This window comes from Bacillus sp. FSL K6-0268 (genome assembly GCF_038005425.1).
Lineage (GTDB): Bacteria > Bacillota > Bacilli > Bacillales > Bacillaceae_G > Bacillus_A > Bacillus_A thuringiensis_S.
Genome location: NZ_JBBOTF010000001.1, coordinates 3,000,227 through 3,026,160 on the forward strand (window position 1 = coordinate 3,000,227; position 25,934 = coordinate 3,026,160).

Consider the following 25,934-nt stretch of genomic DNA (forward strand, 5'->3'; position numbering starts at 1 on the left):
AGCTACTTAGCCCGATTTTTTTATTTGCCATTAAAACTCAACATTCTCTAAATACAACCCACTTGCCTCAGCAAGACAATTAATTTGATTGCGCTGCTTTTCTTCTAAAATGTTTGGAATTGCTTCAGCATCTAATTGTCCTAATCCAACTTCAATTAATGCCCCAACAATTTTTCTTACCATGTTATGAAGGAATCCGTTCCCACTTACTCTAATTTGTACAAATCCTGCCTCTTCCATCACATCAAGTGTATATACTTCTCGAACCATAGATTTTTTCTTTGATTTCGCATTTGAAAAAGCAGTAAAGTCATGTGAACCAACTAAATGTTTTGCAGCTGCTTTCATGCTTTTCACATTTAATTTTTTATTCACATGCATGCTGTATTTACGCATAAATGGATTTGTATGCTCTTCATTCCAAATTTTATACAGATATGTTTTTGCTTTAGAATTGTAACGAGCATGGAAACGATCATGTACTTCTTCCACATTCGTAATGCTAATATCATTAGGTAAATATTGATTTAAATATTTTTTCACTTTATGTTCCACTAACTTCTCATCACTTTGAAAGTTAGCAACTTGATTCAAAGCATGTACACCAGCGTCCGTTCTACTACAACCGATAATTTCAATTTCTTTTCCGATCATTTCAGATATGACACTTTCGATTTTTCCTTGAATCGTATTATCGTTATTACCAAGACGTTGCCATCCTTTAAAACGTGCACCATCGTACTGAATCGTTAATTTATAATTATTCATCGTATTCTCCTTGTCTTAATGGGCTAAAAATATAATCCCTCATACAGCTTTTCCATATGAGGGAACTATAACATATTGTTACTTCATTCTAAAAGGAATAAAGTAATCTATTTACTAATTACGATTCGTTCGAATCCAGGAATCTCCTAAGTATGTTCTAATTTTTAACCAACCAAATGATGTTGTAGATTCTTCAACTACAAATACAGTTTGTGGTGCAAAAGTACCGATTGCTCTACCGAAAGGTTGATCAAATGCCGTAAATACATTTGGGACATGGTAATAAGATCCTTGTGGTGCAATCCATTTTTCTCCAACCTCAACCTTAATTTTCTTCCAACCATTTTCTCCTTGTTGAAGTACTCTTACAGATTGGGCTGAGAATTTCACACCGTGATGCATGTACTTAGGTTCATTGTATGCATAAAAATCACGATTAATATGTTCCACGTGTGGATAACGAACAATCCACTTTGGCCCTAAATACGTGTTAATTAAAGACCAACCGTTTTCTTTTGTCTGCAAAATATTAACCGTTTGTGGAGCGAACCAAGCATCTGGATTTTTAGCTTCAGGGCTACTGTATGCTGCAAAATTCTGCTTCATTATTTGTGGCATTCCATTTACACTTGTCCACTTCTGCCCCAAATATGTATCAATCAAAATTTCACCTCTTAGTGTACCATCACGTGCAATAACAGTTTGAGGACCAAATACGTACTTCGCACTGTCCATATTAATCCAATCAAAAGCTTCAAAAGTTCGATTAATTTCTACTTTAGCGCCCTCTGGTGCGATAAATCCACCACTTATCTTCCACCATCCACTAGGATGTTGATTTGTAACATAAACCCTTTCTCCTGGCTGCAGTTCTTTTTTCACAGGCGAATTAAAACTACGACTTTCATATACTTTTAATGTTTTTGTTGTTTCATATGATTCCGCATGTGCAGAAGTTGCAAATAAAGAAACCATCCCAAAAACAAACAATGCCAACCATTTTTTCATAAATCTTCTCCCTTTCAGCTTATTTTCTATAGCAAAATTGCTATGTTACATCCATATTGTAATTTATTAATACAAAGTGGTCTATACAATCTGAATACTGTATATTTTTACAAATTCTTTTCAAATGCAGAAAATAATTTCATATACTTCATACAGAAAGTATGTATATTGATTACGTAACGTGATTTAGCTGCCAGCATAACAAAAAATGTTGATGTAGTTAACTACATCAACATTTTTAATCCTTCTTATTTCAACTTTAATCTAACTACATTTTCTACATGCGCAGTATGCGGGAACATATCAACTGGTTGCACATACTCCACTTCATAACTCTTCATTAATGCTTGTACATCACGTGCTAATGAAGAAGGATTACAAGACACGTACACAACTTGTTTCGGTTTCACCTTTAAAATCGTTTCCAGTAATTTATCATCGCAACCTGTACGTGGTGGATCGACAACAATTACATCTGGACGCCATCCTTCTTTTACCCATTTCGGTAACCATTGTTCAGCTTTACCTGCTTCATATTTCGTATTTGTAAATCCGTGACGCTTCGCATTTTTTCTTGCATCTGCAATCGCTTCTGGAATTACATCCATACCACGTACTTCCGCTGCATCGTTCGCAAGCCAAAGTCCGATTGTACCAACACCACAATACGCATCTACAATTTTCTCATCGCCTGTTAACGCAGCTGCTTTTTTCGCTTCATCATATAAAACAATTGTTTGTTCTGGATTTAACTGGAAGAATGCACGTGCTGATAATTCAAATGATAAATCGCCAAGTGTTTCTTGAATTACTTCTTTTCCAGCTAATTTAAATGTTTTATCTCCAAAAATAACAGATGTTTTACGCCAGTTTACATTTTGCATAATTGATTTAACCGCTGGCATCTGTTTTTGTACTTCTGCAACAAATTGTTCTTTATTTGGTAATTCTTCTTTTGTTGTAATAAGTGTAACTTGTACTTCCCCTGTTTGAACTGCAGTACGTGTTACAATTGTGCGTACTAAACCTTTTTGTTTTTTCTCATTGTAAATAGAAACATTTAATTTTTCTAAAATACGTCTTACAACTTTTGTCGCTTCATTCGTTGCTTTATGTTGAATCATACAGTGAGCAATATCAATTAACTGATGTGAGTTTTGTTTATATAGCCCTGTAATAACCTTTTCGTCTTTACGCCCCACTTGTAATTGACTCTTATTACGGTAATGCCATGGATTTTCCATGCCAAGCGTTGGACGAATTTTCTCTTCCATACTGTTTTTCATGTACTTCTCAAATGCTTGTACAACGATATCACGCTTTTGATTCAATTGTTCTTTATAATCTAAATGTTGCAGCTGACAACCGCCACACTCCTCATATACTGGACACGGTGCTTTCACACGATGCGGTGAAGCTTTACGAACTTTTTTCACTTTCGCTTCAGCGAAGCCACGCTGAATTTTCGTTGTTTCTGCAACAACTTCTTCTCCTGGTAATGCCCCTGGAATGAAAACAACTTGTCTCTTAAAATAACCAACGCCTTCTCCGTTAATCCCAAGACGTTTAATTGTCACAGGAAACGTTTGACCAACTTCCAACTTACTCTCATGTTGCTTTTGTATCATTATTACACCTCTACTCTATACTTTTCCATAAATATAACGCTGCATAACTGCAGTATGGTTCACACTCTTGTTTCACTTTTTCTAAAAATGCATCATCAGGTTTATCATCTAATTGAAATATACCTTGCACTGCACGCTGAATCCCAATGTCCGCTTTCGGAAACATATTTTTCCGTCCAATCCCAAACATTAAAAAGTTTTGCACTGTCCATGCACCAATTCCCCTAATTGGCAACAATTGTGCTGAAACTTCTTCTTCCGTCCCAGTTTCTATACTCGCTAAATTTAATGTACCACTGACAATACTTCGACCTAATCCTACTATATATTCAGCCTTTCGCTGACTAAACTTCTGCTCTCTCAATTCTTCTATTGAAATATTTGCTACTATTTCCGGAGTGGGGAAAAAGAATACACCGTTCTTCTCTGTTCCATACCGTTTCACAAATTGTTCTGTTAACACAGTAGCAAATTTCAAATTTATTTGTTGGTGAATGATACAGCGAAGAAGACAAGCAAAATAATCAAATTCTAAAATAATTGGAGTATAAGCATATGTTTCAAATAGTGGACGTAATGATGTGTTTAAAAAATGATTTTGTATATCTTGAAACGGTTCATTCCAATGAAAAATGGCCCTCATTCGTTTCATGACTTTCTCCGGATCTCCTGTCTGACTAGAAATCCAAAACTGTGGATTTTGAACAGTACCAATCCCTTGTAAGCGAACAACAACCTGTTCCTCTTCTATGCAAAGCGGGATATAAATGACTTTCTCATCTAATTGAATGACGTTAAGAGGATCAAAAGATAAACGTTTTAATACTTCTTCAAAATGATACGGATACTCTAACGTAACATGTTCGCTCCACATACGTTTCCCCATCCTTTTTACACATCATTATAGCATGAGAAAACCGTAAGCATACATGCTTACGGTTGATTGCTTTTTACTAAGTCATCTAGACTTTTAAAATGATACCCTTTCTCGCGCAAATCATCAATGATTTTCGCAAGTGCTTCTGCATTATCTTTTGATATTGCATGAAGTAATAAAATAGATCCTGGGTGAATCATCGTCATAACATTATTATGCGCATATTGCCATCCTCTTTGCTGATCCACTTTCCAATCCAAAAATGCAAGTGACCAAAATACATTATAGTAGCCCATTTCTTTCGTAAGAGCTAACGTTCTTTCACTAAATACGCCGCGCGGAGGACGTACATATTTCACTTCTTTTTGCCCAGTTACTTTTTTAATTTCTTCCGTTACACTCGTTAATTCTTCACGAAGCTTCTCATCATTTACCGCTGTAAAATCAGGATGACTCCAAGAATGATTTCCAATAATGTGTCCTTCATCCTTCATTCTTAACAATAAATCTTTTTGTGTTTTAATGTAATGCCCCGTTACAAAGAAAGTTGCTGGTACTTTTTTCTCTTTTAATACATCTAAGATTTTCCCTGTGTATCCATTCTCATATCCATTATCAAATGTTAAATAAATATCTTTTTTCTTCGTATCTCCTAAATAAAACCCGCCATTTTTTTGCAGTAAATCCGTATATAACTTTCCTGCATCTGGTACTGTTTCATTTTTAGGACGCGGGATTCCCCAGTTATGTGGAGTATTTGTATAAGCCAATGTTGAAACTGGAACAAGTGCCATCATAATTGAAAAAATGAGACCGATATATAACCATTTATATTTCATAAATAGTCTCCTTTCCATATATAATCGTACCTGTAGTTTCTGTTTCCTTACTTACTTTCATGCTGTGCATGTTTTTCTATATATACCAAAAAATGCATCTCGAAAGATTCGAGATGCATTTTTGTTTATTTAAATACCGGCTCTTTAAAGCTCGCTAATTTTTCAAGTGATGTTTTATCAACATCTGCATGTAAACTATTACCATGAGAGTCCATCGTTACAACTGCTTTAAAACCTTCAATGCGTAAATGCCACATTGCTTCTGGAATACCAAATTGTAAGAAATCAACATCTTCCACTTCTTTAATACATTCAGCATAATATTGCGCGGCACCGCCGATTGCGTTTAAGTACACGCCACCGTGTTCTTCTAAAGCCGCTAATGTTTTCGCACCCATACCGCCTTTTCCAATAACAGCGCGAATACCAAATTTCTTCATAATATCGCCTTGGTACGGTTCTTCACGAATACTTGTCGTTGGACCTGCCGCTTTAATTTGCCAATTGTCATTGTCATCTTTCACAACAACTGGACCACAGTGGTAAATAATTTGTTCGTTTAAATCTACTGGACAATCATTATCCATTAAATGCTTATGGATTGCGTCACGACCTGTATACATCATGCCATTAATTGTTACAACATCACCAACGCGAAGTCCACGAATTTGCTCTTCTGTAATTGGTGCTTGTAATACAATCTCACGTTGCTCTGTTTTTTCTTGTGCTTCATGCTGAAGTGTATCTTCACCTTCTTGATATAACCAATCCATAATTTCACCTGTTTCAGGATGGATTGTTACACCTAGGCGGCGATATGCCCAGCAATTATACGCCACAGATACGTAGAAGCTAGCTGGCAGGCGGTTATACACGCCAATTTTACAGCCCAGTAAAGTTGTTTCTCCACCAAATCCCATCGTACCAATGCCAAGCTTATTCGCATTTTCTAATACGTACTCTTCAAGTTGTTGTAACTCTGGTACTGGATTGACATCATCTAATGTACGGAATAATTGATTTTTTGCTAATTCATAACCTGATGTGCGGTCTCCCCCGATACCAACACCAATTACACCAGCACTACATCCTTGACCTTGTGCTTGGTATACTGCATGAAGAAGGCATTTACGAATTCCTTCTAAATCACGGCCAGCTCGTCCAAGTCCTTCTAGTTCACACGGTAAGCTATATTGAATATTTTTATTCTCACAGCCACCACCTTTTAGGATTAAACGTGCATCAATATAATCTTTTTCCCATTGTTCAAACTTAATAACCGGTGTACCTGGTCCTAAATTATTTCCACTATTGTCTCCAAAAAGAGAGTCAACAGAATTTGGACGAAGTTTACCATCTTTTGTCGCCCGCTCAAGCGCATTATAGATAGCTTCCTTCAACTTTAATTGATTCACACCAACTGGTGTATAAATTTTAAACGTTGGCATCCCTGTATCTTGGCAAATCGGTGAGATGTTATCATCAGCCATTTTAATATTATTTGTAATTGTGCCAAGTGCCATCGCAGAACGAGTCCCTACATTTTCTCGCTCTTTCGCTTGTTGAATCGCACGACGAACATCTTTCGGTAAGTTCGTTGACGTTTCAACAATTAGTTGATACATGCTTTCTTGAAGCTTTTCCATTGTTACTTCCCCCTCAATTGTGAACGCTACCAAAACGTTATGAGCTGAAAATTCCATTGTTATGCTCTTTAGCTTTTTATTTGTTTCACGCTATTAAAGAATAAATGAAATTTTTCACAACTTGATTATACCTCTTTTTCTATCGTCCTTCTATTATCCGCACAGAAAAAGGCTACCAAATTGGAATTGGCAGCCTTTTTAATATATTATTCGTCTTTTTTAAATTGCTCACATTTTAATTCTAATTCATCTAACATTGCAAGAAGACGATCTACATCTTCTAATTCTACTTCTTCAGGTTCAATTGTATCAATTACTTCAATGAACATATTTAAACGCTCTTTTAAATATACTAATTGTGTATCTTTATCTTGAATTGCTTTTCCCATGAAGGCACTCTCCTTTTAATTCGAGTTGCTTTTATTATACCGCAAAAATGATTGCTATGGGCATGAAATTTCACCAATTTTGTCACAGTCATCCACTATAATGTAAGCCCTCTCTCTTTTCATGCTAAAAAGTTTCACTTTATAAAAAGCACATATTCTTCTATTATAGAGAATGGACAAATTGTTATTTCAATAGTCAAAGGAGTATTTCATATGACGATATCACAAAAAATGAAGCCGATTACTCCTTCTTACGATCCATGGGAAGCGTATATGGACCTTGAAGAGTACGGCAAACTACTATTAACAAATGTTGAATTTACAACGACGACGTTATGCAATATGCGCTGTGAGCATTGCGCTGTTGGTTACACGTTACAGCCGAAAGACCCAAATCCGCTTCCGATGGATCTTTTATTAAAACGATTAGATGAGATTCCTCATTTACGTTCTTTAAGTATTACTGGCGGAGAACCTATGCTTTCAAAAAAATCCGTCGACAACTATGTAACACCACTCTTAAAATACGCCCATGAACGAGGCGTTCGCACTCAAATCAACTCTAACTTAACTATAGATTTAGCACGTTACGAACAAATTATTCCTTATTTAGACGTGTTGCATATCTCTCATAACTGGGGAACAATTGATGACTTCGTTGAAGGCGGATTTGCAATGATGGAGCGTAAACCTACTTACGAACAACGTGCAAAATTATTCGAAAGAATGATTACAAATAGTAAGGCTCTATCAGATGCAGGTGTACTTGTATCTGCCGAAACAATGTTAAACAAAAGAACTCTACCACATATTGAACATATTCACCGCCAAATCGTCGAAGAGATGGGCTGTAAACGTCATGAAGTTCACCCAATGTATCCAAGTGACTTCGCGAGTAATCTAGAGATTTTAACAAAAGCTGAAATTCGTGATGCGATTGAGCATTTACTAGAAATTCGCGATGAAAATGTATGGATGTTATTTGGAACTTTACCTTTCTATGCTTGTAGCGATGACGAGCGAGACATTGCCACATTTAAAAAATTACAAGAGAGCAAAAATGTAACCGTTCGTAACGATCCAGATGGCCGTTCTCGTTTAAATGTAAATATTTTCGATGGAAATATTATTGTGACGGACTTTGGTGATGTTCCACTTCTAGGAAACATACAAACAAACACATTACAAGAAGCATATGACAAATGGAGTGCTTCAAAAACAGCAAAATCATTAAGCTGTCACTGTCCTGCAGTAAAATGTCTTGGACCAAATGTTCTTGTAAAAAACAGCTACTATCCGACAGAAGATTTCTTATCAAAAACAGCAAACATTACATTATAAAAAAACGTCAGCTTATAAGCTGACGTTTTTTTATGTTATTGCGAGTGGGAAGAAGAAATGAATTTAAAAAATAAATGATCATGAATTGGAATCGCCGCTCCAATTCCTTGAGAAGTAATATTTTTCACAACAAGTCTTTTTTGATTTCCCTTTAATACAAGATACACTTCTCCAAATGTTACTTTTCCCTTTTCATTTACTGCTGGTGTATAAGCGTATAAATATCCGAGTTGACTCGGACTAATATTATACACACGCTCATGTCCAGTACCATAACCAATAGTTGTTTTAAACGAAAGGGGCAATTGTACTTTTTCAAGCGCTTTGAGAAGCATCATTTTTTTCACATCTGCAGCATCTTTCATATCTGCTGTTAAATCGCCTTCAACCGTCTTTTGTGTTTCTTGCTTATAGCGAAGTGGATATAAACGGTCTCCTCCGCGATTATCATACACATTTCGATTCACTTGTTTATATTCCCAATTAATCGATGTGTCTACTGATTCATAATGTAAAGCCCATTGACCTAAATAAATTTTTGCCCGGTACCCTACTGCAAGCGGCGCATTTGAAATTGTCGTTTCATTAAACATCCGAATTAAGTCTGGATTTTCAATTTTAATATTAGCTGTTTTCAATAGTTCTTGAGCAAACTTACTTGGCTGTAAACGTGGCAAATCTTGCGCATCATTTGGAAATGTATTGTCTTTTGAAATATTTAAAACAGATGAAGGCATTTTTGTTCCTACTGTTGTCTTTGCAAAACTCATGTTAGGAAATAATAAAATAAACGAGACCATAGTTGAAAGACATATGCTGTATACTCGTTTCACCTGTCTGGCTCCTTCCTATGTAAAGGTATATATACTACTTTGTTTATTGTTTTCTCTGAGCACAATTGTTATGCCTATTTTTCATAATAAATAAAAACCAATTCCCATAATGACATACGCCGCTAGTAAAGTGCCGCCTTCAAACCAGTTTGTATCTCCATCATTTGAAATCGCAATCGTTAAGAAAACGGCTGTAATCATAGATACAAGTTCTGGTATGGTAAATACTAAAGGCATCCTCTGCGCGAAGAACATAGATAGCAATACTAGTACAGGAGCAACAAACATGGCGATTTGTAATGTAGAACCTATTGCAATTTCGACTGCAATATTTACTTTATTTTTATAAGCCATAATAATTGCAGATGCATGTTCCGCTGCATTTCCAACAATTGCAACGATAATAACCCCTATAAATAATTCTGACCAACCAAATGATTTTGCAACAGTTTCAAAAGTATGCACGAGCGCCTCTGATACATAAGCTACCGCCAGTGTTGCTATCGCTAAAATAAGGAGTGCCTTCCCTTTCGACCACTCTGGCTCTTCTTCATGCGCTACTTCGTCACTTTTATGTTGATATACACCACGGTGCGTAACTAACTTAAATAGTAATGCAGCAATGTACATGATAATCATAATAATAGAAACACCTATACTTAATTGATACGTCTTGCCAGCGTCCATCTTCATTGAAAAAATCTCTGGAATAACAAAGGCCACGACAACAGCAAATATTAATAAAGCTGAATTATGCCTTGCATCGTAAACGTTAAAGCTTTGCCTTTTATATTTAAGTCCACCTACAAAGAAGGATAGTCCTCCTACTAATAATAAATTTCCAAGTACAGAACCCGTTAAAGAAGCTAACACCACTTCAATTAACCCTGCTTGAAGTGCAAAAATTGAAATGATAAGTTCAACAGCATTACCGAAAGTAGCATTTAATAATCCGCCTATTCTAGGACCAGATACAATTGCTAAACTCTCTGTTGCTCTCCCCATAAAACCAGCTAACGCGATAATCGTAATACAATACACAGCGAACATAATTGTTTCTGGCCAATGAAGTGTTTTTCCAAGTACAGATAGTGGTACACCTATAAGTGCTACTATAAGAAATATTTTATTAAACATGCTTTTCACCCTTCCATCGTATGTATTTCTCCTCAATATTATTATTATTCTTCTCCTAACTTGTCCGATTTCATCACAATTACGTTTAAAAAATCGACTTGAAGAAAACAGTATGAAAGATATTTAAATTATCTTGTTTAAACAGAGAAAATATAAATTAGGAAAAGAGGTAAAGAATATGCACTTAAAAGAGAAAATTGCAACTATTATCCAAGGACAACGTACCGGTGTATTATCCACAGTACGTAACGAGAAACCGCATAGTGCCTTTATGATGTTTTTCCATGAAGATTTTGTACTATATGTTGCAACAGATCGACAATCAAAAAAGATAACAGATATTGAACAAAATCCTAATGTCCATGTACTACTCGGACGAGAAGGAAAAAAATTAGATGAAGATTATATTGAAGTTGAAGGATTAGCTTCAATCGAGGAAGACTCAACATTAAAAAACAAGTTTTGGAATAATAGCTTAAAACGTTGGTTACTCGGTCCTGAAGACCCTAATTACGTATTGATAAAAATCAATCCCGACACAATTTATTACATCGATGGTGCCGGTACGACGGAGCCTGAGTTTTTACGACTATAAAATAAAACAAGCCCCCTTTAGGTGGGCTTGTTTTGTCGAAAAGTTCTTTTGAAAAAACAATAAAATAGGTGGAACTTTCTAAAGATTCTGTTATATAATAGCAGTAACTTAAATAAACTGTATTAAAACAGATTGAGAGGAGAAATAAAATTGATGAAGAGAGAAGAACGCAAAAATATGATTGAGTTTATTGAAAAGAAGAAAGGGATTGAGCGTGACGAATTACTGTTTATGACAGACGATGAAGTAGAGCATATTTATAATGTAACGTACTTTTTATATGAGGAAATTGCAGAGTAGCATAATAATCCCCACCTTATTAAAAATATAAGGTGGGGATTATTTCGTTATTTAGCCCACTATTTGCGGGCAGTAAAACTCCCACCTTAAAATTCAAGTGGAGCAAGAAGTTAAGTTGGAGTCATGCTTCCTATAAACCTTAATTACTTCAACTTTATACATGAGAATCATTTTCATGTATAATACTGTAAGATTGGAGGGATTTTACTATGAGTTCGTGGCTCTTATTTGCACTATTATCAGCAATTGCTGCTGCCCTTGTATCGATTTTTGGAAAGTTTGGTTTAGACGGAATCGATGCAAACGTTGCAACAACAATTCGATCTATTATTATGGCATTATTTATGATAGGCGTTATTATCATACAAGGTAAATTTCAAAATATCGGCGACGTACTGCTAAATAAAAAAGCACTGCTATTTATCACATTAAGTGGGATTGCAGGTGCTTCTTCATGGCTATTTTATTTTCTTGCCCTCAAAACAGGAAAGGTTTCACAAGTAGCTCCTGTCGATAAATTAAGCGTCGTATTTTCTATCATTCTCGCTATGATTATCCTCGGTGAAAAGTTAAACTTTATGACCGGTGTTGGTGTAGTCTTTATTACAGCTGGTGTATTATTTATTGCTTTCAGCTAAAAAAACCGCTATTAGCGGTTTTTCTTTTTCTTTATGTAAAACCATACAACACATGTAACAACTGCTGAAATTAATAAAATCCATATTCCATAATGATGTAAACTATACTCAACGAAGCGCCACTTCTCGCCTAACTTCCAGCCAAGCCCAATAAAAACACTTATCCAAATGAGCGCACCACCGTAAGCGTACAAACAAAAACGCCAAAGTGTCAAATTTGATACCCCAGCAAAATATGCCGTTAAATGACGTACTCCCGGTATAAAATAACCAATCATTAAAAGAAATGGCCCATATTTTTCAAATAAAATATGTGTTTTTTCAATGTGATGTTCTTTAATTCTAATTTTCGGCCCATATTTCTTTAAAACAGGGAGCCCAAGTTTTAAACCTAATATGTAGCTTAACGTAATCCCTAACATCGCACCAGCCATCCCACTTAAAAAAGCAGCAGTTCCTGACATAACTCCTTTTGAAACATTATAACCAATAAAGGTCAATAAAAACTCGTCTGGTATCGGTAATCCGACAATCCCACCAGCCAAAGCTATAACAATTCCAAAATAGCCATAATGCGCGATTAACTCGCCAATATGTTGTTCCATTCGGAAGACACATCCTATGCACGATCGTTATTCCACATTGTACCCTTTCTATCTTTAAGGCAAACATGGTATACATATTCACTATACATTGTTTTTATAATGAACTCTACTTCTATTCTTTCCTTTAACAGAGATAAAGTGAAACTTTAATCAGTGGGGCTTTTCTTCATCCTCTACTAATTATTAATCTACGCCAATCTTGCTTCTACAGACATCCCGACTCCCACATAACTCACTTACATTCACCAATTTTGAGAGTAGATTCTTACTGCCCGCAAATGACCCGATAAAAAATAAAAATTCATATGCGTGTTTTTTTGTTACAATAAAGGAAAGTTACTTTTCGCAACGGTTTAACTCTCAAGAAAAATGATATATCTAGCAAAAACATAGTTTGGTCTATATAATGCAACTTCTACCTATTAAAAGAACATGAACCCTTTTACATACAACATCATTTTTCTAAATTATACAGGGGGGAACGAACATGACCATTGAAAATCAATTTATTCAAAAAGTTTACTATAAAACATTTTTAACAGAAGAAACTTCTACTCCTGCATCGGAAGTACTCGGTGAAGCATATATAAATGAATCTAAAAATGAATTCTCCAACATTTCTAATATTCGATTTGCTCAAGGTGAATTTTATTATCAAAATAAAGATTTTGAAGCAGCTATATTTAAATGGGAAAAAGTAAATAATGCTCTTGCACTTTGGGCAACAAAAAATATTGCAGATGCTTATTTTGAACTAGGATTTTTACCAAAGGCAGAAGAAATTTATCAATCCATTCAAACAGAAGATACAACTCTTACGATGGAGGTTTCCTTACAACTTCTTTCTCTTTATATCGAACAAGATCGTTTAGGACTTGCTTTTAAGACGATTAGTGAAGCTGTTGCATTCCAACCGGATTACCCAAATATTACTGCAATTGCACGTTCTTTCTATGAAAAACAAGAAGATTGGAACAACGCTATCGAACTAGCTGTTCAAGAAGGTATTCGAACACAATCTTTACACTGGTTTGATACGTTAATAAATTACATAAATAAAGGATTTACAAAAAATATTAAGCCTGAATATTTCTATGAGTCTTTAAAAGCTCTATATGCTGTTGATCAAGCTCAATTTAAAGAACTTGTTATTGCTCTTTGGAATAGCTATCAACATGAATCCTTATACCTTCCTTGGATTCAAAGTATTAATCATTTATTCTTGCATATTGAAACAGACAATAATGACGATTGGAATGAAATTTCTACTCGCTATCAAGAAACATACTTTGCATTAATTACCGGAAATCATTTTATGCATGAATTAAACGGACTTGTACCAAATTTATTAACAAATTGGTTCAGTTTAACGAAAGCAAAAGATTCTCTAGTTGTCTCTGCAGCAGTGTTAGCATGGAATGAAGTCTCACCTACAACTTTAGAATCATTACTCGTAAAAAGTGCTGGATCCTTACTTTCTAATACATCTGCTGAAGCAGATGTAAATATGGAAACAGTTTCTCATTTATTCGAAACAATCGCTGTGTGGGCTGAGAAAAATGATGTAGATTTAAGTCATCAATTTACGCTACTCGTCCATGAACTATGCGATTTAAATGTCACGCCACTACTAATAGCTGGAACTAGTGACCATGATAAAACATCATTTGTTAATTCAATATTAGGAGAGAACATCTTAAATGAAACTTTAACAACTCCTATTCTATTTAAAGACGCTAGTCAAACTGAAATAACAGAATTTACCGCGTTAGATATACGAAGTATCCCTAACCTTAATGAATTCCATCAAATAACGGCTACATCTGCTCAGTCGGAACTTGAGAAAAGATGTATAGAAATTAAGCTACCAAGTAGGTTTTTAAGAAAAAATAAGTTTACATTTCTTATTACACCATCCATTCAAGGACAATTGGATAAAAACAATGCATACTTTGAATACTTACAAGCAGCAGATAGTCTTGTTTACGTATTAAATTCTTCTTCACCATTGCATAGTGAAGAAATTGATACGTTAATTTATTTACGTGAACAAGTATCAAACTTACAAATTCACTTCGTATTACACACAAATAATACGACTACTAATGAAAAACTAATTAGTAAACTTAAAGTGCATTTTCCAGATGCACAATTCTTCCCATACTCTCCTTCGCAAGAGAGTAGCCAGCAACTTGGAGATGTAACAGAATCTATTCTCTCTAATCTTGCAAAACGCGATATAGAAAAAGAACGTATAGAAAAGCTAATATGGTTTACGCAAAAGACGATTGCTTATCTCATAAACGAACGTGTGGAATTAGAAAATACATTAGTAAAATCCGTACGCTGGAATAAACACATCTCAGTGAAACTTACTGGATTTATTAATAACCTTACTGCTCTTGAAAAAGATAAAATTCGCTCTATTACCGAATCCTATCTTTTAACGAAAGAAGAAATTACACGAGATATACATTCTCAAATTCCTGAATTATTACAGAGCTGCTCTGATCTTGTTCAAGAAGATAGTGATTTCAAACTAGTTCATGAAGAATTAAATGCTGCAATGAATGAACGAGTTCAAAAGCATGTACAACAGGTACTTCTTCCTAAATTTACTGGGTCTATTCAAGAATGGATTGAAACAGCACATAATGAATTTATTCAAGCTCAAGCTTATTTAGATGAAATGAGTGAAACATTTAATAAATTATATAAAGAAGAACGTATGAAACTTCCTTGCGATTTCAAATTATTAGATGATTGGAATCGAGATGTTGTACGAATGACAAATCGAATTACAGTAACAAACATCAATATTTTATTACGCTTTACACCGACACAGTTTTTCTTAAAAAGTGCCGGAAAATTATTTGGTAATATGCAAAAAAACCAATCTATGCTCGCCAACAAATATAAACAATATATTGAAACAGAAGACTATACAGAAATTGCTCACACAATTTCAAAACAATTCTTCCTACAATTTGAAGTATTTGAAGGGGCATTAGAACGCGATATCATGATGTTCTTTAAAGATCCACTTAGCATATTGAAACAAAATGTGGATGCAGCTCAACTTGAGATACAGGAAGATGAACAAACATTAGCAACGCTAAGAAGCAATCCAGAAACATATCATGATCCTTTAGCGTTATTTAAACTACAATTGCTACAACATAAATTCGTTTTAAGTACTACAAAGAAACATGAAGATATCTTTGTATCTAACGAATCTCCTACTGTTTAACAGAAAAACCAAGCAAACTAAAATTTGCTTGGTTTTTTTACTTTATTATTTTCATATGTTCAAACGGATAATAAATGCCTGCTAACTTTCCTAACACATCTTCTCTATCAATAAAACCTAAACCATTTCTACTATCTTTACTTATTAGGCGATTATCTCCCATAACAAAAATCTTATTTTTAGGAATTGTAATCGGTCCAAAGTCCTCTGTTAAATTCATAAGTTTTTTTTCTGCTTGTTTTTTATTACTATCCAAATACTCTTCATCTTTCACTTCAGAATTTACATATAATTGATCATTTCTCATCTCAATAATATCTCCTGGCAATCCAATCACTCTTTTGACATAAAAATTATCTGTTTTCACAACAATAATGTCTTCTCTCCCATAGCTTTCAAATTGTTTTGCTAACTTATTAACAATCACCTTATCTCCATCTTGCAACGTCGGCCTCATGGATGCTCCTTTTACAGTCGTAGGGAAAAACACAAAAATTTTCGCCAAAAACACCAATAAACATGCAATTGCAATCGTTCCAAAAAATTCACGCCAACATTTTTTCCTTTGCATCATTTCACCATCTCATCATCTTTTTACTTTTATTATAAATAATACGACTGATATTTTTCTATAAAATTCTGAATTATTAAATTATAATATTAGAAATTTCAAAATAACAATACTGATCAAATTAAACAAGCAAAAAAGATACTCTCAAAATAGTCTATCCACTATTTTTGAGAGTATCTTTTTATAATCCCACATATACAATACACATTTGAGCAGCTACATATGTAAACCAAATCCAAAGTGGCTCATACTTCAATTTGCGCCCTCCGATATCTGTCACGCCAATAATAAAATCAGAAATCACAAACAGTAAACCACCAAACGCTGGTATCCACCATATTCCTGTATTTTCATAATATAAGGCGAATGCAAAGCACGCCATTCCCCCAACCCACAATCCATAAATTAGAGCTCCTATCGTAAACAATTTATCCTGTTTATCATTTCGGATAAAGAAGAACCATCCTACAATTAGAAAGAGCCCATATACAAGTAAGCCAATCCAAAAACCATTCCATGAAATTCCTGTTTGCAAAAATGCTTTTACATAAAAACAATGAGCAAGGGCGAAAGTAACCATCCCACCAATTAATCGATGACCAATTGGAATCAACCCAGCCATAAACAAATCTCCCACAGTCGATAAAGTCATACCAAGTGCAACCCACGTACTATACTCTACAGATGGATCTTGTAACCATATCCAAATTGCACTACCTGTTAAAGAAAAACTAAGAATAAGACGGATTGCTAAAGGTAACGGCATATTAACTTTCGTTCTTTTTGTCTGCCCTATTGCATAAATTGCACCAATAAAAAAAAGAAGTATTTGCCCAATTAACACCACGTAAAGTAGATTCATAATATGTTCTCCTCAATAAATGCTTTTTGTATCTTTTTTCGTTACACTTAGTCTATTATCCTTTTTCTAAAAAAGAAGAACAGCACTGTTCTTCCATTGTAATCGCTTTTCTGCTCTCTATGCCACTTGTTTTTCTTGCTCTATTTTTTGCTTAGCTGGCGTCCGATTTACCACAATAATTCCCGCGGCTACACATGCTAAACCAAGTAGCACAAATGAATGAATTGCTTCACCTAAAATCATGCTCGATAATAACACACCAAATACGGGTATAAAGAACATATACATAGATACTTTTCCAACCTTGTTGTATTTCATAATTGTATTCCAAATGCAAAAACCAGCTGCAGATAAGAAAGATAAATAAATCAGCATAAGTAGTGCGTGTAGACTAAATGTAAATGGCATTACTCCAACTTGTAAAGCCCCTATACATAATAATCCTATAGAACCAAAAATCATTTGGTATGCTGTCATATAGCCAACATCTAATATTTTACTACCTTCTTTTGCTAATATGTTTCCATATGAATACAGCATTGCTGCACTAAGAAGTAATAAGCTTCCGATTCCAAAATGAAATGATAAGCTACCATCACTCGGCACATTTACTAAAATGACGCCACAAAAACCAATCGATACCCCAATTAATTTTCTCATATTGAGAGCATCATCTTTATATACAAAATGGGCGAGTAAAATTTGAAAGAATGATGATGTCCCTGAAATGATAGCTCCTTCAATCCCCGAACTATAACTCATTCCAATATAAAAACAGATATATTGAAGAAACGTTTGGAATAAACCAATTTGTATTAACTGTTTCCCCGTTCCTTTTTTGAAGCTCATATTTTTCCCTAACACTTTAAAAAAGAATAAAAGCATTACCCCAGATAACAAGAAACGATAACCAGCAAATAATATTTGCTCTCCAACTTCTTGTGGTTGAATTCCAAGTTCAACATAACTTAATTTAATAAAAGGAAATGCGCTTCCCCATAAAAAAGTTGCTACTATTGCAGCAATAAATACGCCAATCGGATGGGTAAAAAATTTCTCTGTCTTCACTTGTTGTCTTCCTTTCCGATCTTTTATGAACAATATTCATATATACCAGAGGAATTGCGAAAACACAAGTTTTCCGTTTATACTTGAAACAAAACCGTACCATCTCATAAAAACATATGATATACTATAGAATAATTACAATATAATAACGATTAAAAACAGATTCAACAGAAATGCTGCTATCCATTATGGATGGCAGCTTTCGTCGTTTTATAGGGGTTTCGATTTTGATTATTTTTCTCAATAAGAATTCGGAAGGAGCGAGTAGTAATGAACTCAGAAGTAAAAACGTTACAGGCAAAAGAAGCAATTTCCCATCCCTCTTTATGGGACACATTAAAAAAACATTATGAACTTGTATTTGCAGTAGCATCTGGTATTTTTATTTTAGTTGGCTGGTTATTCACAAAGAACGATGCAATGAATGTAGGTATTACTTGCTATATCCTTGCTTATATAGTTGGTGGATATGCAAAAGCGAAAGAAGGCATTGAAGATACGATTGAAGAAAAAGAGCTAAATGTTGAAATGCTAATGCTCTTTGCAGCTATTGGTGCTGCAATTATTGGCTACTGGGCAGAAGGGGCTATCTTAATCTTTATCTTTGCGCTCAGCGGTGCTATGGAATCTTATACGTTAAGTAAAAGCCAAAAAGAAATTTCCGCTCTTCTTGACTTACAACCTGAAGAAGCATTACGTATTTCCAACGGAACTGAAGAACGTGTTCCTGTTGGAGAGTTACAAATTAACGACATTATTTTAATTAAACCTGGTGAACGTGTTCCTGCTGACGGTACGATTCATAACGGTGAAACAAATATCGATGAGGCAGCAATCACAGGAGAACCTATTCCAAATGAGAAAAGACATGGCGATGAAGTATTTGCCGGTACTGTAAATTTACGTGGTGCTATCGAAGTTAAAATTACGAAGCCGAGCGATCAAACATTATTCCAAAAAATTATCCGTCTCGTCCAAAGTGCACAAAGTGAAAAATCACCATCACAACTATTCATCGAAAAGTTTGAAGGAACATACGTAAAAGGTGTACTACTCGTTGTTGCGCTTATGATGTTCGTTCCTCATTTCTTACTTGACTGGAGTTGGAATGAAACGTTTTATCGCGCTATGATCTTACTTGTAGTCGCATCTCCTTGTGCGCTCGTAGCTGCCATTACACCAGCTACGTTATCAGCCATTTCTAACGGAGCGAGAAACGGTATTCTCTTTAAAGGCGGTATACATTTAGAACGCCTTGCTTCTGTGAAAGCAATCGCGTTTGATAAAACAGGAACATTAACAGAAGGTAAACCTACCGTAACAGATGTATATGTTCGAGAAAATATAACAGAAAAAGAAGTACTTTCTATTACAGCATCAATTGAAAGTCACTCTACACATCCTTTAGCTGAATCCATTGTTAAATATGCACAACATGCGTACGACATTACATTAAAAAAACCAGAAAAGGTTGAAGATGTAACTGGTTTTGGTCTAAAAGGAAGATTGGAAAACATCGCTTATAAAATAGGTAAAGCTGACTTTATCGGTGAAGAAACAAAGACATTTCATAATGGTATTTCTGCCTCACTTGAAAAAGAAGGTAAAACTGTCGTTTATATTAGTGATGAGGGAGGCATTCTTGGACTTATCGCTTTAAAAGATACGCTTCGCCAAGAAACAATAGCTGCTATTCGTGATTTACAAAGCATTGGTGTCGAAGCAATTATGATTACTGGAGATAATGAAGAAACGGCAAAAGCAATTGCCTCTGAAAGTAATATAAAGGAATATTACGCATCATGCTTACCAGAAACAAAAGTTGAAACGATTAAAAAGTTAAAAGAAAAATACGGTACAGTAGCAATGGTCGGAGACGGTATAAATGATGCCCCTGCACTAGCTACTGCTAGCATTGGTGTCGCAATGGGAGAAGGAACAGATGTAGCTTTAGAAACTGCAGATGTTGTACTGATGAAGAACGAACTATCTCGCCTTTCCCAAGCAATTCGTTTATCAAAACGAATGAACCGTATTGTGAAGCAAAACGTAATCTTTTCGCTAGCCGTTATTGCCATGCTAATTTGTTCAAACTTCTTGCAATTTTTAGCTCTTCCATTCGGTGTTATTGGCCATGAAGGAAGTACGATTCTTGTCATTTTGAATGGCTTACGATTACTAAAAGGAAGCAAATAAAACGGGTCCCTCATAGAGGACCCGTTTTTTTTTAATGATAGCTATTATGACCGTTCGCACTGCTACTCGTTTTATGCTTTGGATGCGAACTGCTCTTTTGTTTATTATTACTTTTATTATTATGGTTCTTTTTATTATTACTCATGAAATATCCCCCCTGTTCCTTTTTATTATGGAACAAGAGCTCATTATTCATTACGGGAATTATTGTCACCGGTTCTATAATGGTGGAGTAAACCATTAATTTCACCGCCAAGTAAAATTACCCATCCAGTTAAATAAAACCATAACATTAAAATAATGATACCACCGAGACCACCATATGTATTGGCGTAATTCGCAAACTTATCTACATAATAAGCAAATGAGTAAGACACCACAATCCATCCTACAGTAGCAAATAACGCCCCTGAAATAACTTCTCTTCTTTTTAACTTTCGATCTGGTGCAAATGTATATAAGAAACTAAACAAAGCAAATAGTACGAAGAAACTCGCTACTAATCGTGTAATGCTCCATACGAAAGAAAAACTATCTGATAAACCGAGTGCTTTAAACACTGCTGCTCCAATAACTTGTCCGAATACCGGAACAATTAACGCAAAGACAATCATAAAAATAATAGCTAATGTAAACACAATTGATAACGCTCTTGTTGTAATAAAAGAACGTGTTTCCTTCACGTCATAAGCTCGGTTAAAAGCATTCATAACCGCATTAACACCATTTGAGGCAAACCATAACATGGATAATAAACCAAATGATAATAAACCACCATTTTGCTGGTTTACAACTTTATCTACATTTACCTCAATTAAGTTCATTGCATCATCTGGTACATAAACCTCTAATAAACTAAGCACATCCTCTGTTTGAATGGGAATAAATCCAAGAAGCGTAATTAAGAAAACGAGCCCAGGAAAAATTGCAAGCAAGAAGAAATAAGCGAGCTGTGCTGCCAAGCCCGCTACATCATCGCGCATCGTCCGGTCATATAAATCTTTACCAAACGAATAAGTACGATTTCTTCTCACCTTTTCTAAAATTTTTCTCATATATGTTTAAACGCTTTTCTTCTCTTCTTTATCTTGCTTTAACTCAATGTACGCTTCAGTTTTTTTTTCCACTGCATTTGAGTCTTTTATAAATAATTCACGCGCTTCTTTCATACCACCATCTTCAGCAACTACTGGCTCTTCTTCTGCTTTCAGCTCATCTACCTTTGGAGATACAGCTTGAATTTCAATCGTTTCTGGCTTTTCTTCTGGCTCAACTTTTTTCTTACTAAAAATTTCTTTCGTTTCTTTTAACGTCTCTACAACAGATGGCGTTAATTTTTTAATTTCTGCTACTTTCGCTTTTACCACATTGAAATCAGCAAGTTCGCGTCCTTTATCTGTAACAGTTTGCACTTTTTCTTTGATCTTTGCATTTTCACCAATTTCAATCATCTTTGTTTTTGCTTTTTCTGCTGTATTTTTTACTTTTTCACGGTTTTCTTTCTTTAACATGGATACAGCTACACCTGCCGCTACACCAATCGCAATGTTTCGAGCAATATTATTTTTCTTTGCCATATTCCTTCACCCTTTCATTTCTTATGTTAGAAAGTATTTCTTTCTAAGCTTCCTCATATTCCTTGTTCATTTCGAATGAAAGCTAATAGCTTTGCACACCCTTCTGTTACAAGGTCATATACTTCTTGGAAATTCCCTGTATAGTAAGGGTCAGGAACGTCTGTCCAGCCACCGTCTGGAACAAAGTCGGACAGTCTACCAATATAGCCTCCAGTTTTACCTAAACTTTTTAAATCTGCTATATTCTTGTTGTCCATGGCAATAATATAATCAAACTTTGTTAAGTCTTCTTTTTCTACTTGCCTTGCTTTAATTCCTTCAAAAGTGACTGCATTTTCTTTTAAAATTTTTTGTGTTCCTTTATGTGGCGGATGGCCAACATGCCAATCTCCAGTTCCTGCAGAATCAATGACAATTTTCTCTTCGAGTCCCTCTTTTACGACAAGATCTCGAAAAATCGCTTCTGCCATTGGAGAACGGCAAATGTTCCCAAGACAAACAAACAATACTTGAACCATGTTTTTGTTTCTTCCCTTCTTGGTGCATTTCTTCATATATACTTATAGTATAAACAACCAATTATTAAATATAAAGGAAATCCCTACTAATTTAATAGGATTGAAAAGATTCATTAACGAAAATGATAAAAAATGTTAAGATAGCCTTATGTTATTTTAAAGGGGGACACTTCGGTGGATTTATCCGTAAAGTCAGAAGAAAACGTTGAATATATGGTCGAAGCTATTAAAGAAAAATTACGTATGGTTAATGCTGGAGCGATGAGAGCTGCTAGTTTTAACGAAGAAATGTACGAAGATTTACGTGACATTTATGATCATGTTATGAAACGTGAAACTTTCAGCATTAGTGAAATGCAAGCTATTACAGAAGAATTAGGTACATTAATTAAAAAGTAAAAAAGCCTCTCTTATATGAGGCTCTTTTTTATTTCCAACAAATTCATGACAACTCTTCTCTTTCCCTCAACCAACTGTAAAATATTGTACAATAGAAGTAGAACCTCATCTTAGATTTTTTCTCCATACATACTACTCACAAATAATAGCAACACTACCATTGCTAACTGTTTTTACTGGAGGTGCTTACTTATGAGCAATTGGTACAGTAAGACGAAAGATCAAACATTAATTGACCTAGAAACAAACGAACAACACGGTTTAACAGATGAGATTGTAAGTGACCGTTTAAAGCAATACGGTTCTAATGAATTAGCTACAAAACAAAAACGCACTTTATGGCAGCGTATTTTCGCCCAAATTAATGACGTCCTCGTATATGTCCTTATTATTGCTGCCCTTATTTCTGCCTTTGTAGGTGAATGGGCGGATGCCAGTATTATCGCGCTCGTTGTAGTTTTAAATGCTGTTATCGGTGTTGTCCAAGAATCGAAAGCAGAACAAGCTTTAGAGGCATTGAAAAAGATGGCGACGCCTAAAGCTATCGTCAAGAGAAATGGTGAACTAAAAGAAATTCCATCTGAGCACGTCGTTCCAGGGGATATCGTTATGCTCGACGCCGGACGATATATCCCATGCGATTTACGCCTTATCGAAACCGCAAATTTAAAAGTTGAAGAATCTGCTCTAACTGGTGAATCTGTCCCTGTTGATAAAGATGCAATCTACCACCCTTCCATGCAAAGTGATGAGCAAGTACCACTCGGCGACCAAAAAAACATGGCCTTTATGTCTACTCTTGTAACATACGGAAGAGGCGTCGGTGTTGCTGTTGAAACTGGAATGAACTCACAAATTGGTAAGATTGCTACCCTGTTACATGAAGCAGACGATGATATGACACCACTTCAAAAAAGCTTAGCACAAGTCGGAAAATATTTAGGCTTTGTTGCTGTAGCTATTTGTATCGTGATGTTTCTCATCGGCTTTTTACAAGGACGAGATACACTAGAAATGTTTATGACTGCTATTAGTTTAGCCGTTGCAGCTATTCCAGAAGGCTTGCCAGCTATCGTTTCCATCGTTCTTGCAATTGGTGTGCAGCGTATGATTAAACAAAACGTCATCATCCGTAAACTTCCTGCTGTTGAAGCTCTCGGGTCTGTCACAATTATTTGTTCAGATAAAACAGGCACATTAACGCAAAACAAAATGACTGTTACTCACTTTTATAGTGATAACACATACGATCACTTAGAACATTTGAATGTAAATAATGATACGCAACGTCTATTGTTAGAGAATATGGTGCTATGTAATGATGCGTCTTACAATAACGAATCACAAACCGGGGACCCGACTGAAATTGCTCTTCTGGTGGCCGGAAGCACTTTTAACATGCAAAAAGATCATTTAGAAAAAATACATGAACGTGTTAACGAGCTACCTTTCGAATCAGATCGTAAAATGATGTCAACCGTGCATACATACGATGAAAACTGCTATAGCATGACGAAAGGTGCTATCGATAAGCTCTTACCTCGATGTAACCATATTTTTAAAAACGGGAAAATCGAGATTTTAACTGATTCTGATAAAAATCAAATATTAGAATCTGCCGGAGCAATGTCTCAAGAAGCTTTAAGAGTACTTTCATTCGCATTTAAAAAATACAATTCAAACGATGTGGATATAAATCATCTTGAAGAAAATCTTATCTTTATCGGTCTTGTCGGTATGATTGATCCACCGCGAACTGAAGTGAAAGATTCAATTACAGAATGTAAAAAAGCCGGTATTCGCACAGTTATGATTACCGGTGACCATAAAGATACCGCCTTTGCAATTGCCAAAGAACTTGGCATTGCTGAAGAAATATCTGAAATTATGATTGGAACTGAATTAGATAACATTTCAGATACAGAACTAGCTAGCAAAATTAATCATTTAAATGTATTCGCTAGAGTCTCTCCAGAGCATAAAGTGAAAATTGTAAAGGCATTACGCGCAAAAGGAAATATCGTTTCTATGACTGGTGATGGTGTCAATGATGCACCATCTTTAAAGCAAGCTGATGTTGGCGTAGCGATGGGCATTACAGGAACAGATGTCGCAAAAGGAGCAGCTGATGTCGTGTTAACAGATGATAATTTCTCATCTATCGTGAAAGCTGTTGAGGAAGGTAGAAATATTTATCGTAACATAAAAAAATCAATTCTCTTCCTACTCTCTTGTAACTTTGGAGAAATTATCGCTTTATTTTTAGCGATTTTACTTGGCTGGGCAACACCCCTACGACCTATTCATATTTTGTGGGTAAATTTAATTACAGATACACTGCCTGCATTATCACTTGGGGTTGATCCTGAAGATCCAGATGTGATGAAGGAAAAACCACGACATGCGAAAGAAAGCCTATTTAGTGGTAGCGTTCCTTTTCTTATTTTCAATGGGGCTGTCATTGGGATTTTAACGTTAATAGCCTTTATCGCCGGAGCAAAATTCTATACTGGAGATACAAATTTATTCCCTCTTTTCCCAGAGCGAATTGATGAGGATGCTCTATTACATGCCCAAACGATGGCATTTGTCGTTCTTAGTTTTTCTCAGCTTGTTCATTCATTTAACTTGCGTTCAAGAACGAAATCGATTTTTTCAATTGGGATCTTTACAAATAAATATTTAGTCTTCTCCCTTCTTATCGGTGTTCTTATGCAAGTTTGTATCATCTCCATCCCGCCCCTTGCAAATATATTCGGTGTACATGCATTAACGATGCGAGATTGGGGATTTGTTCTCTTATTAAGTATCATTCCACTTGTTGTGAATGAAATTATTAAATTAGTGAAGAGAAACTAAAAGGCAATGAGGACTATTCCTCATTGCCTT

At 35.2% G+C, this 25,934-nt stretch carries 24 protein-coding genes; 8 read left to right on the forward strand and 16 right to left on the reverse strand.

Annotated features, from left to right (window positions below; all coding sequences use genetic code 11):
- Positions 1 to 30: 30 nt before the first annotated feature.
- The 7 genes from truA to MHI28_RS15500 all read right to left on the reverse strand — a co-directional run bounded on the left by truA (position 31) and on the right by MHI28_RS15500 (position 7,155).
- Entirely contained in the window at positions 31 to 768 is a 738-nt protein-coding gene (truA, locus tag MHI28_RS15470; RefSeq protein ID WP_001067298.1) for a tRNA pseudouridine(38-40) synthase TruA, read from the reverse strand.
- A 114-nt stretch (positions 769 to 882) separates the two neighbouring features.
- Positions 883 to 1,776, reverse strand: coding sequence for a hypothetical protein (locus tag MHI28_RS15475; protein WP_000758929.1), 894 nt, complete (start codon positions 1,774 to 1,776; stop codon positions 883 to 885).
- Between the two features lie 248 nt (positions 1,777 to 2,024).
- Complete coding sequence (rlmD, locus tag MHI28_RS15480) at positions 2,025 to 3,404, reverse strand: 23S rRNA (uracil(1939)-C(5))-methyltransferase RlmD (RefSeq protein ID WP_000615212.1); 1,380 nt, start codon at positions 3,402 to 3,404, stop codon at positions 2,025 to 2,027.
- 10 nt (positions 3,405 to 3,414) lie between these two features.
- The gene (locus MHI28_RS15485) at positions 3,415 to 4,278 is read right to left on the reverse strand and encodes a DNA-3-methyladenine glycosylase family protein (RefSeq protein WP_000269427.1); all 864 of its coding nucleotides are present in this window, start codon (positions 4,276 to 4,278) and stop codon (positions 3,415 to 3,417) included.
- A 59-nt stretch (positions 4,279 to 4,337) separates the two neighbouring features.
- Positions 4,338 to 5,120, reverse strand: a complete 783-nt coding sequence (gene pdaA / locus MHI28_RS15490; protein ID WP_000875970.1) for a delta-lactam-biosynthetic de-N-acetylase — start codon at positions 5,118 to 5,120, stop codon at positions 4,338 to 4,340.
- Positions 5,121 to 5,245: 125 nt separating this feature from the next.
- Positions 5,246 to 6,766: a class I fumarate hydratase gene (fumA, locus tag MHI28_RS15495; RefSeq protein WP_340828070.1), complete on the reverse strand. Its 1,521-nt coding sequence runs from the start codon at positions 6,764 to 6,766 to the stop codon at positions 5,246 to 5,248.
- A gap of 206 nt (positions 6,767 to 6,972) precedes the next feature.
- Positions 6,973 to 7,155 carry an SE1561 family protein gene (locus MHI28_RS15500; RefSeq protein ID WP_000513558.1) on the reverse strand — a complete coding sequence of 61 codons (183 nt, stop codon included), beginning with the start codon at positions 7,153 to 7,155 and terminating at the stop codon, positions 6,973 to 6,975.
- A 213-nt stretch (positions 7,156 to 7,368) separates the two neighbouring features.
- On the opposite strand from MHI28_RS15500, the gene yfkAB reads away from it, so the two are divergent.
- Complete coding sequence (gene yfkAB / locus MHI28_RS15505; protein WP_000156022.1) at positions 7,369 to 8,496, forward strand: radical SAM/CxCxxxxC motif protein YfkAB; 1,128 nt, start codon at positions 7,369 to 7,371, stop codon at positions 8,494 to 8,496.
- Positions 8,497 to 8,531: 35 nt separating this feature from the next.
- On the opposite strand, the gene MHI28_RS15510 is transcribed toward yfkAB, so the two are convergent.
- Together MHI28_RS15510 and cax are read right to left on the reverse strand one after the other, a co-directional pair.
- Positions 8,532 to 9,329 carry a YfkD famly protein gene (locus tag MHI28_RS15510; RefSeq protein WP_002083605.1) on the reverse strand — a complete coding sequence of 266 codons (798 nt, stop codon included), beginning with the start codon at positions 9,327 to 9,329 and terminating at the stop codon, positions 8,532 to 8,534.
- A gap of 81 nt (positions 9,330 to 9,410) precedes the next feature.
- Positions 9,411 to 10,466: a calcium/proton exchanger gene (cax, locus tag MHI28_RS15515; RefSeq protein ID WP_000482131.1), complete on the reverse strand. Its 1,056-nt coding sequence runs from the start codon at positions 10,464 to 10,466 to the stop codon at positions 9,411 to 9,413.
- A 178-nt stretch (positions 10,467 to 10,644) separates the two neighbouring features.
- Here cax and MHI28_RS15520 point away from each other — a divergent pair, with 178 nt between their 5' ends.
- The 3 genes from MHI28_RS15520 (at position 10,645) to MHI28_RS15530 (ending at position 11,999) form a co-directional block, all read left to right on the forward strand.
- A complete protein-coding gene (locus MHI28_RS15520; RefSeq protein ID WP_000550220.1) occupies positions 10,645 to 11,061 on the forward strand; it encodes a pyridoxamine 5'-phosphate oxidase family protein in 417 nt (138 codons plus the stop codon).
- 153 nt (positions 11,062 to 11,214) lie between these two features.
- Positions 11,215 to 11,361 (forward strand): BH0509 family protein, encoded by a 147-nt coding sequence (locus MHI28_RS15525; RefSeq protein ID WP_000817786.1) that lies wholly within the window; start codon positions 11,215 to 11,217, stop codon positions 11,359 to 11,361.
- Positions 11,362 to 11,570: 209 nt separating this feature from the next.
- Positions 11,571 to 11,999 carry an EamA family transporter gene (locus MHI28_RS15530; RefSeq protein ID WP_000100295.1) on the forward strand — a complete coding sequence of 143 codons (429 nt, stop codon included), beginning with the start codon at positions 11,571 to 11,573 and terminating at the stop codon, positions 11,997 to 11,999.
- A gap of 11 nt (positions 12,000 to 12,010) precedes the next feature.
- On the opposite strand, the gene MHI28_RS15535 is transcribed toward MHI28_RS15530, so the two are convergent.
- Positions 12,011 to 12,604: a DedA family protein gene (locus MHI28_RS15535; RefSeq protein WP_000434870.1), complete on the reverse strand. Its 594-nt coding sequence runs from the start codon at positions 12,602 to 12,604 to the stop codon at positions 12,011 to 12,013.
- Between the two features lie 487 nt (positions 12,605 to 13,091).
- Between MHI28_RS15535 and MHI28_RS15540 the strand changes: the two genes are divergently transcribed.
- A complete protein-coding gene (locus MHI28_RS15540) occupies positions 13,092 to 15,854 on the forward strand; it encodes a tetratricopeptide repeat protein (RefSeq protein ID WP_000151407.1) in 2,763 nt (920 codons plus the stop codon).
- Positions 15,855 to 15,891: 37 nt separating this feature from the next.
- Here the strand turns inward: MHI28_RS15540 and lepB are convergent, their stop codons facing one another.
- From lepB to MHI28_RS15555, 3 genes are all read right to left on the reverse strand, one after another.
- On the reverse strand, positions 15,892 to 16,428 hold the full coding sequence (gene lepB, locus MHI28_RS15545; RefSeq protein WP_000983696.1) for a signal peptidase I: 537 nt from the start codon (positions 16,426 to 16,428) through the stop codon (positions 15,892 to 15,894).
- Between the two features lie 178 nt (positions 16,429 to 16,606).
- Positions 16,607 to 17,287 (reverse strand): lysoplasmalogenase, encoded by a 681-nt coding sequence (locus MHI28_RS15550; RefSeq protein WP_001051075.1) that lies wholly within the window; start codon positions 17,285 to 17,287, stop codon positions 16,607 to 16,609.
- A gap of 117 nt (positions 17,288 to 17,404) precedes the next feature.
- The gene (locus tag MHI28_RS15555; RefSeq protein ID WP_000845709.1) at positions 17,405 to 18,355 is read right to left on the reverse strand and encodes a DMT family transporter; all 951 of its coding nucleotides are present in this window, start codon (positions 18,353 to 18,355) and stop codon (positions 17,405 to 17,407) included.
- 270 nt (positions 18,356 to 18,625) lie between these two features.
- On the opposite strand from MHI28_RS15555, the gene MHI28_RS15560 reads away from it, so the two are divergent.
- Positions 18,626 to 20,551, forward strand: coding sequence for a heavy metal translocating P-type ATPase (locus tag MHI28_RS15560; protein ID WP_001083768.1), 1,926 nt, complete (start codon positions 18,626 to 18,628; stop codon positions 20,549 to 20,551).
- Between the two features lie 188 nt (positions 20,552 to 20,739).
- Here the strand turns inward: MHI28_RS15560 and MHI28_RS15565 are convergent, their stop codons facing one another.
- The 3 genes from MHI28_RS15565 to MHI28_RS15575 are packed head-to-tail and all read right to left on the reverse strand — an operon-like array spanning position 20,740 to position 22,646.
- On the reverse strand, positions 20,740 to 21,606 hold the full coding sequence (locus tag MHI28_RS15565) for a YihY/virulence factor BrkB family protein (protein WP_001226536.1): 867 nt from the start codon (positions 21,604 to 21,606) through the stop codon (positions 20,740 to 20,742).
- Between the two features lie 6 nt (positions 21,607 to 21,612).
- Entirely contained in the window at positions 21,613 to 22,128 is a 516-nt protein-coding gene (locus MHI28_RS15570; protein ID WP_001085387.1) for a DUF4075 domain-containing protein, read from the reverse strand.
- Positions 22,129 to 22,181: 53 nt separating this feature from the next.
- Positions 22,182 to 22,646: a low molecular weight protein-tyrosine-phosphatase gene (locus tag MHI28_RS15575; RefSeq protein WP_000250910.1), complete on the reverse strand. Its 465-nt coding sequence runs from the start codon at positions 22,644 to 22,646 to the stop codon at positions 22,182 to 22,184.
- Between the two features lie 174 nt (positions 22,647 to 22,820).
- Between MHI28_RS15575 and MHI28_RS15580 the strand changes: the two genes are divergently transcribed.
- Both MHI28_RS15580 and MHI28_RS15585 read left to right on the forward strand, forming a co-directional pair.
- Positions 22,821 to 23,045, forward strand: coding sequence for a DUF1128 domain-containing protein (locus tag MHI28_RS15580; RefSeq protein ID WP_000366196.1), 225 nt, complete (start codon positions 22,821 to 22,823; stop codon positions 23,043 to 23,045).
- Positions 23,046 to 23,237: 192 nt separating this feature from the next.
- The gene (locus MHI28_RS15585) at positions 23,238 to 25,904 is read left to right on the forward strand and encodes a cation-translocating P-type ATPase (protein WP_000073683.1); all 2,667 of its coding nucleotides are present in this window, start codon (positions 23,238 to 23,240) and stop codon (positions 25,902 to 25,904) included.
- Positions 25,905 to 25,934 lie beyond the last annotated feature (30 nt).

Excerpts from the sequence above, each read along its gene's own strand:
- truA (WP_001067298.1), bottom strand. The coding sequence starts at position 768 with ATGAATAATTATAAATTAACGATTCAGTACGATGGTGCACGTTTTAAA.
- MHI28_RS15475 (WP_000758929.1), bottom strand. The coding sequence starts at position 1,776 with ATGAAAAAATGGTTGGCATTGTTTGTTTTTGGGATGGTTTCTTTATTT.
- rlmD (WP_000615212.1), bottom strand. The coding sequence starts at position 3,404 with ATGATACAAAAGCAACATGAGAGTAAGTTGGAAGTTGGTCAAACGTTT.
- MHI28_RS15485 (WP_000269427.1), bottom strand. The coding sequence starts at position 4,278 with ATGTGGAGCGAACATGTTACGTTAGAGTATCCGTATCATTTTGAAGAA.
- pdaA (WP_000875970.1), bottom strand. The coding sequence starts at position 5,120 with ATGAAATATAAATGGTTATATATCGGTCTCATTTTTTCAATTATGATG.
- fumA (WP_340828070.1), bottom strand. The coding sequence starts at position 6,766 with ATGGAAAAGCTTCAAGAAAGCATGTATCAACTAATTGTTGAAACGTCA.
- MHI28_RS15500 (WP_000513558.1), bottom strand. The coding sequence starts at position 7,155 with ATGGGAAAAGCAATTCAAGATAAAGATACACAATTAGTATATTTAAAA.
- yfkAB (WP_000156022.1), top strand. The coding sequence starts at position 7,369 with ATGACGATATCACAAAAAATGAAGCCGATTACTCCTTCTTACGATCCA.
- cax (WP_000482131.1), bottom strand. The coding sequence starts at position 10,466 with ATGTTTAATAAAATATTTCTTATAGTAGCACTTATAGGTGTACCACTA.
- MHI28_RS15520 (WP_000550220.1), top strand. The coding sequence starts at position 10,645 with ATGCACTTAAAAGAGAAAATTGCAACTATTATCCAAGGACAACGTACC.
- MHI28_RS15525 (WP_000817786.1), top strand. The coding sequence starts at position 11,215 with ATGAAGAGAGAAGAACGCAAAAATATGATTGAGTTTATTGAAAAGAAG.
- MHI28_RS15530 (WP_000100295.1), top strand. The coding sequence starts at position 11,571 with ATGAGTTCGTGGCTCTTATTTGCACTATTATCAGCAATTGCTGCTGCC.
- MHI28_RS15535 (WP_000434870.1), bottom strand. The coding sequence starts at position 12,604 with ATGGAACAACATATTGGCGAGTTAATCGCGCATTATGGCTATTTTGGA.
- MHI28_RS15540 (WP_000151407.1), top strand. The coding sequence starts at position 13,092 with ATGACCATTGAAAATCAATTTATTCAAAAAGTTTACTATAAAACATTT.
- lepB (WP_000983696.1), bottom strand. The coding sequence starts at position 16,428 with ATGATGCAAAGGAAAAAATGTTGGCGTGAATTTTTTGGAACGATTGCA.
- MHI28_RS15550 (WP_001051075.1), bottom strand. The coding sequence starts at position 17,287 with ATGAATCTACTTTACGTGGTGTTAATTGGGCAAATACTTCTTTTTTTT.
- MHI28_RS15560 (WP_001083768.1), top strand. The coding sequence starts at position 18,626 with ATGAACTCAGAAGTAAAAACGTTACAGGCAAAAGAAGCAATTTCCCAT.
- MHI28_RS15565 (WP_001226536.1), bottom strand. The coding sequence starts at position 21,606 with ATGAGAAAAATTTTAGAAAAGGTGAGAAGAAATCGTACTTATTCGTTT.
- MHI28_RS15570 (WP_001085387.1), bottom strand. The coding sequence starts at position 22,128 with ATGGCAAAGAAAAATAATATTGCTCGAAACATTGCGATTGGTGTAGCG.
- MHI28_RS15575 (WP_000250910.1), bottom strand. The coding sequence starts at position 22,646 with ATGGTTCAAGTATTGTTTGTTTGTCTTGGGAACATTTGCCGTTCTCCA.
- MHI28_RS15585 (WP_000073683.1), top strand. The coding sequence starts at position 23,238 with ATGAGCAATTGGTACAGTAAGACGAAAGATCAAACATTAATTGACCTA.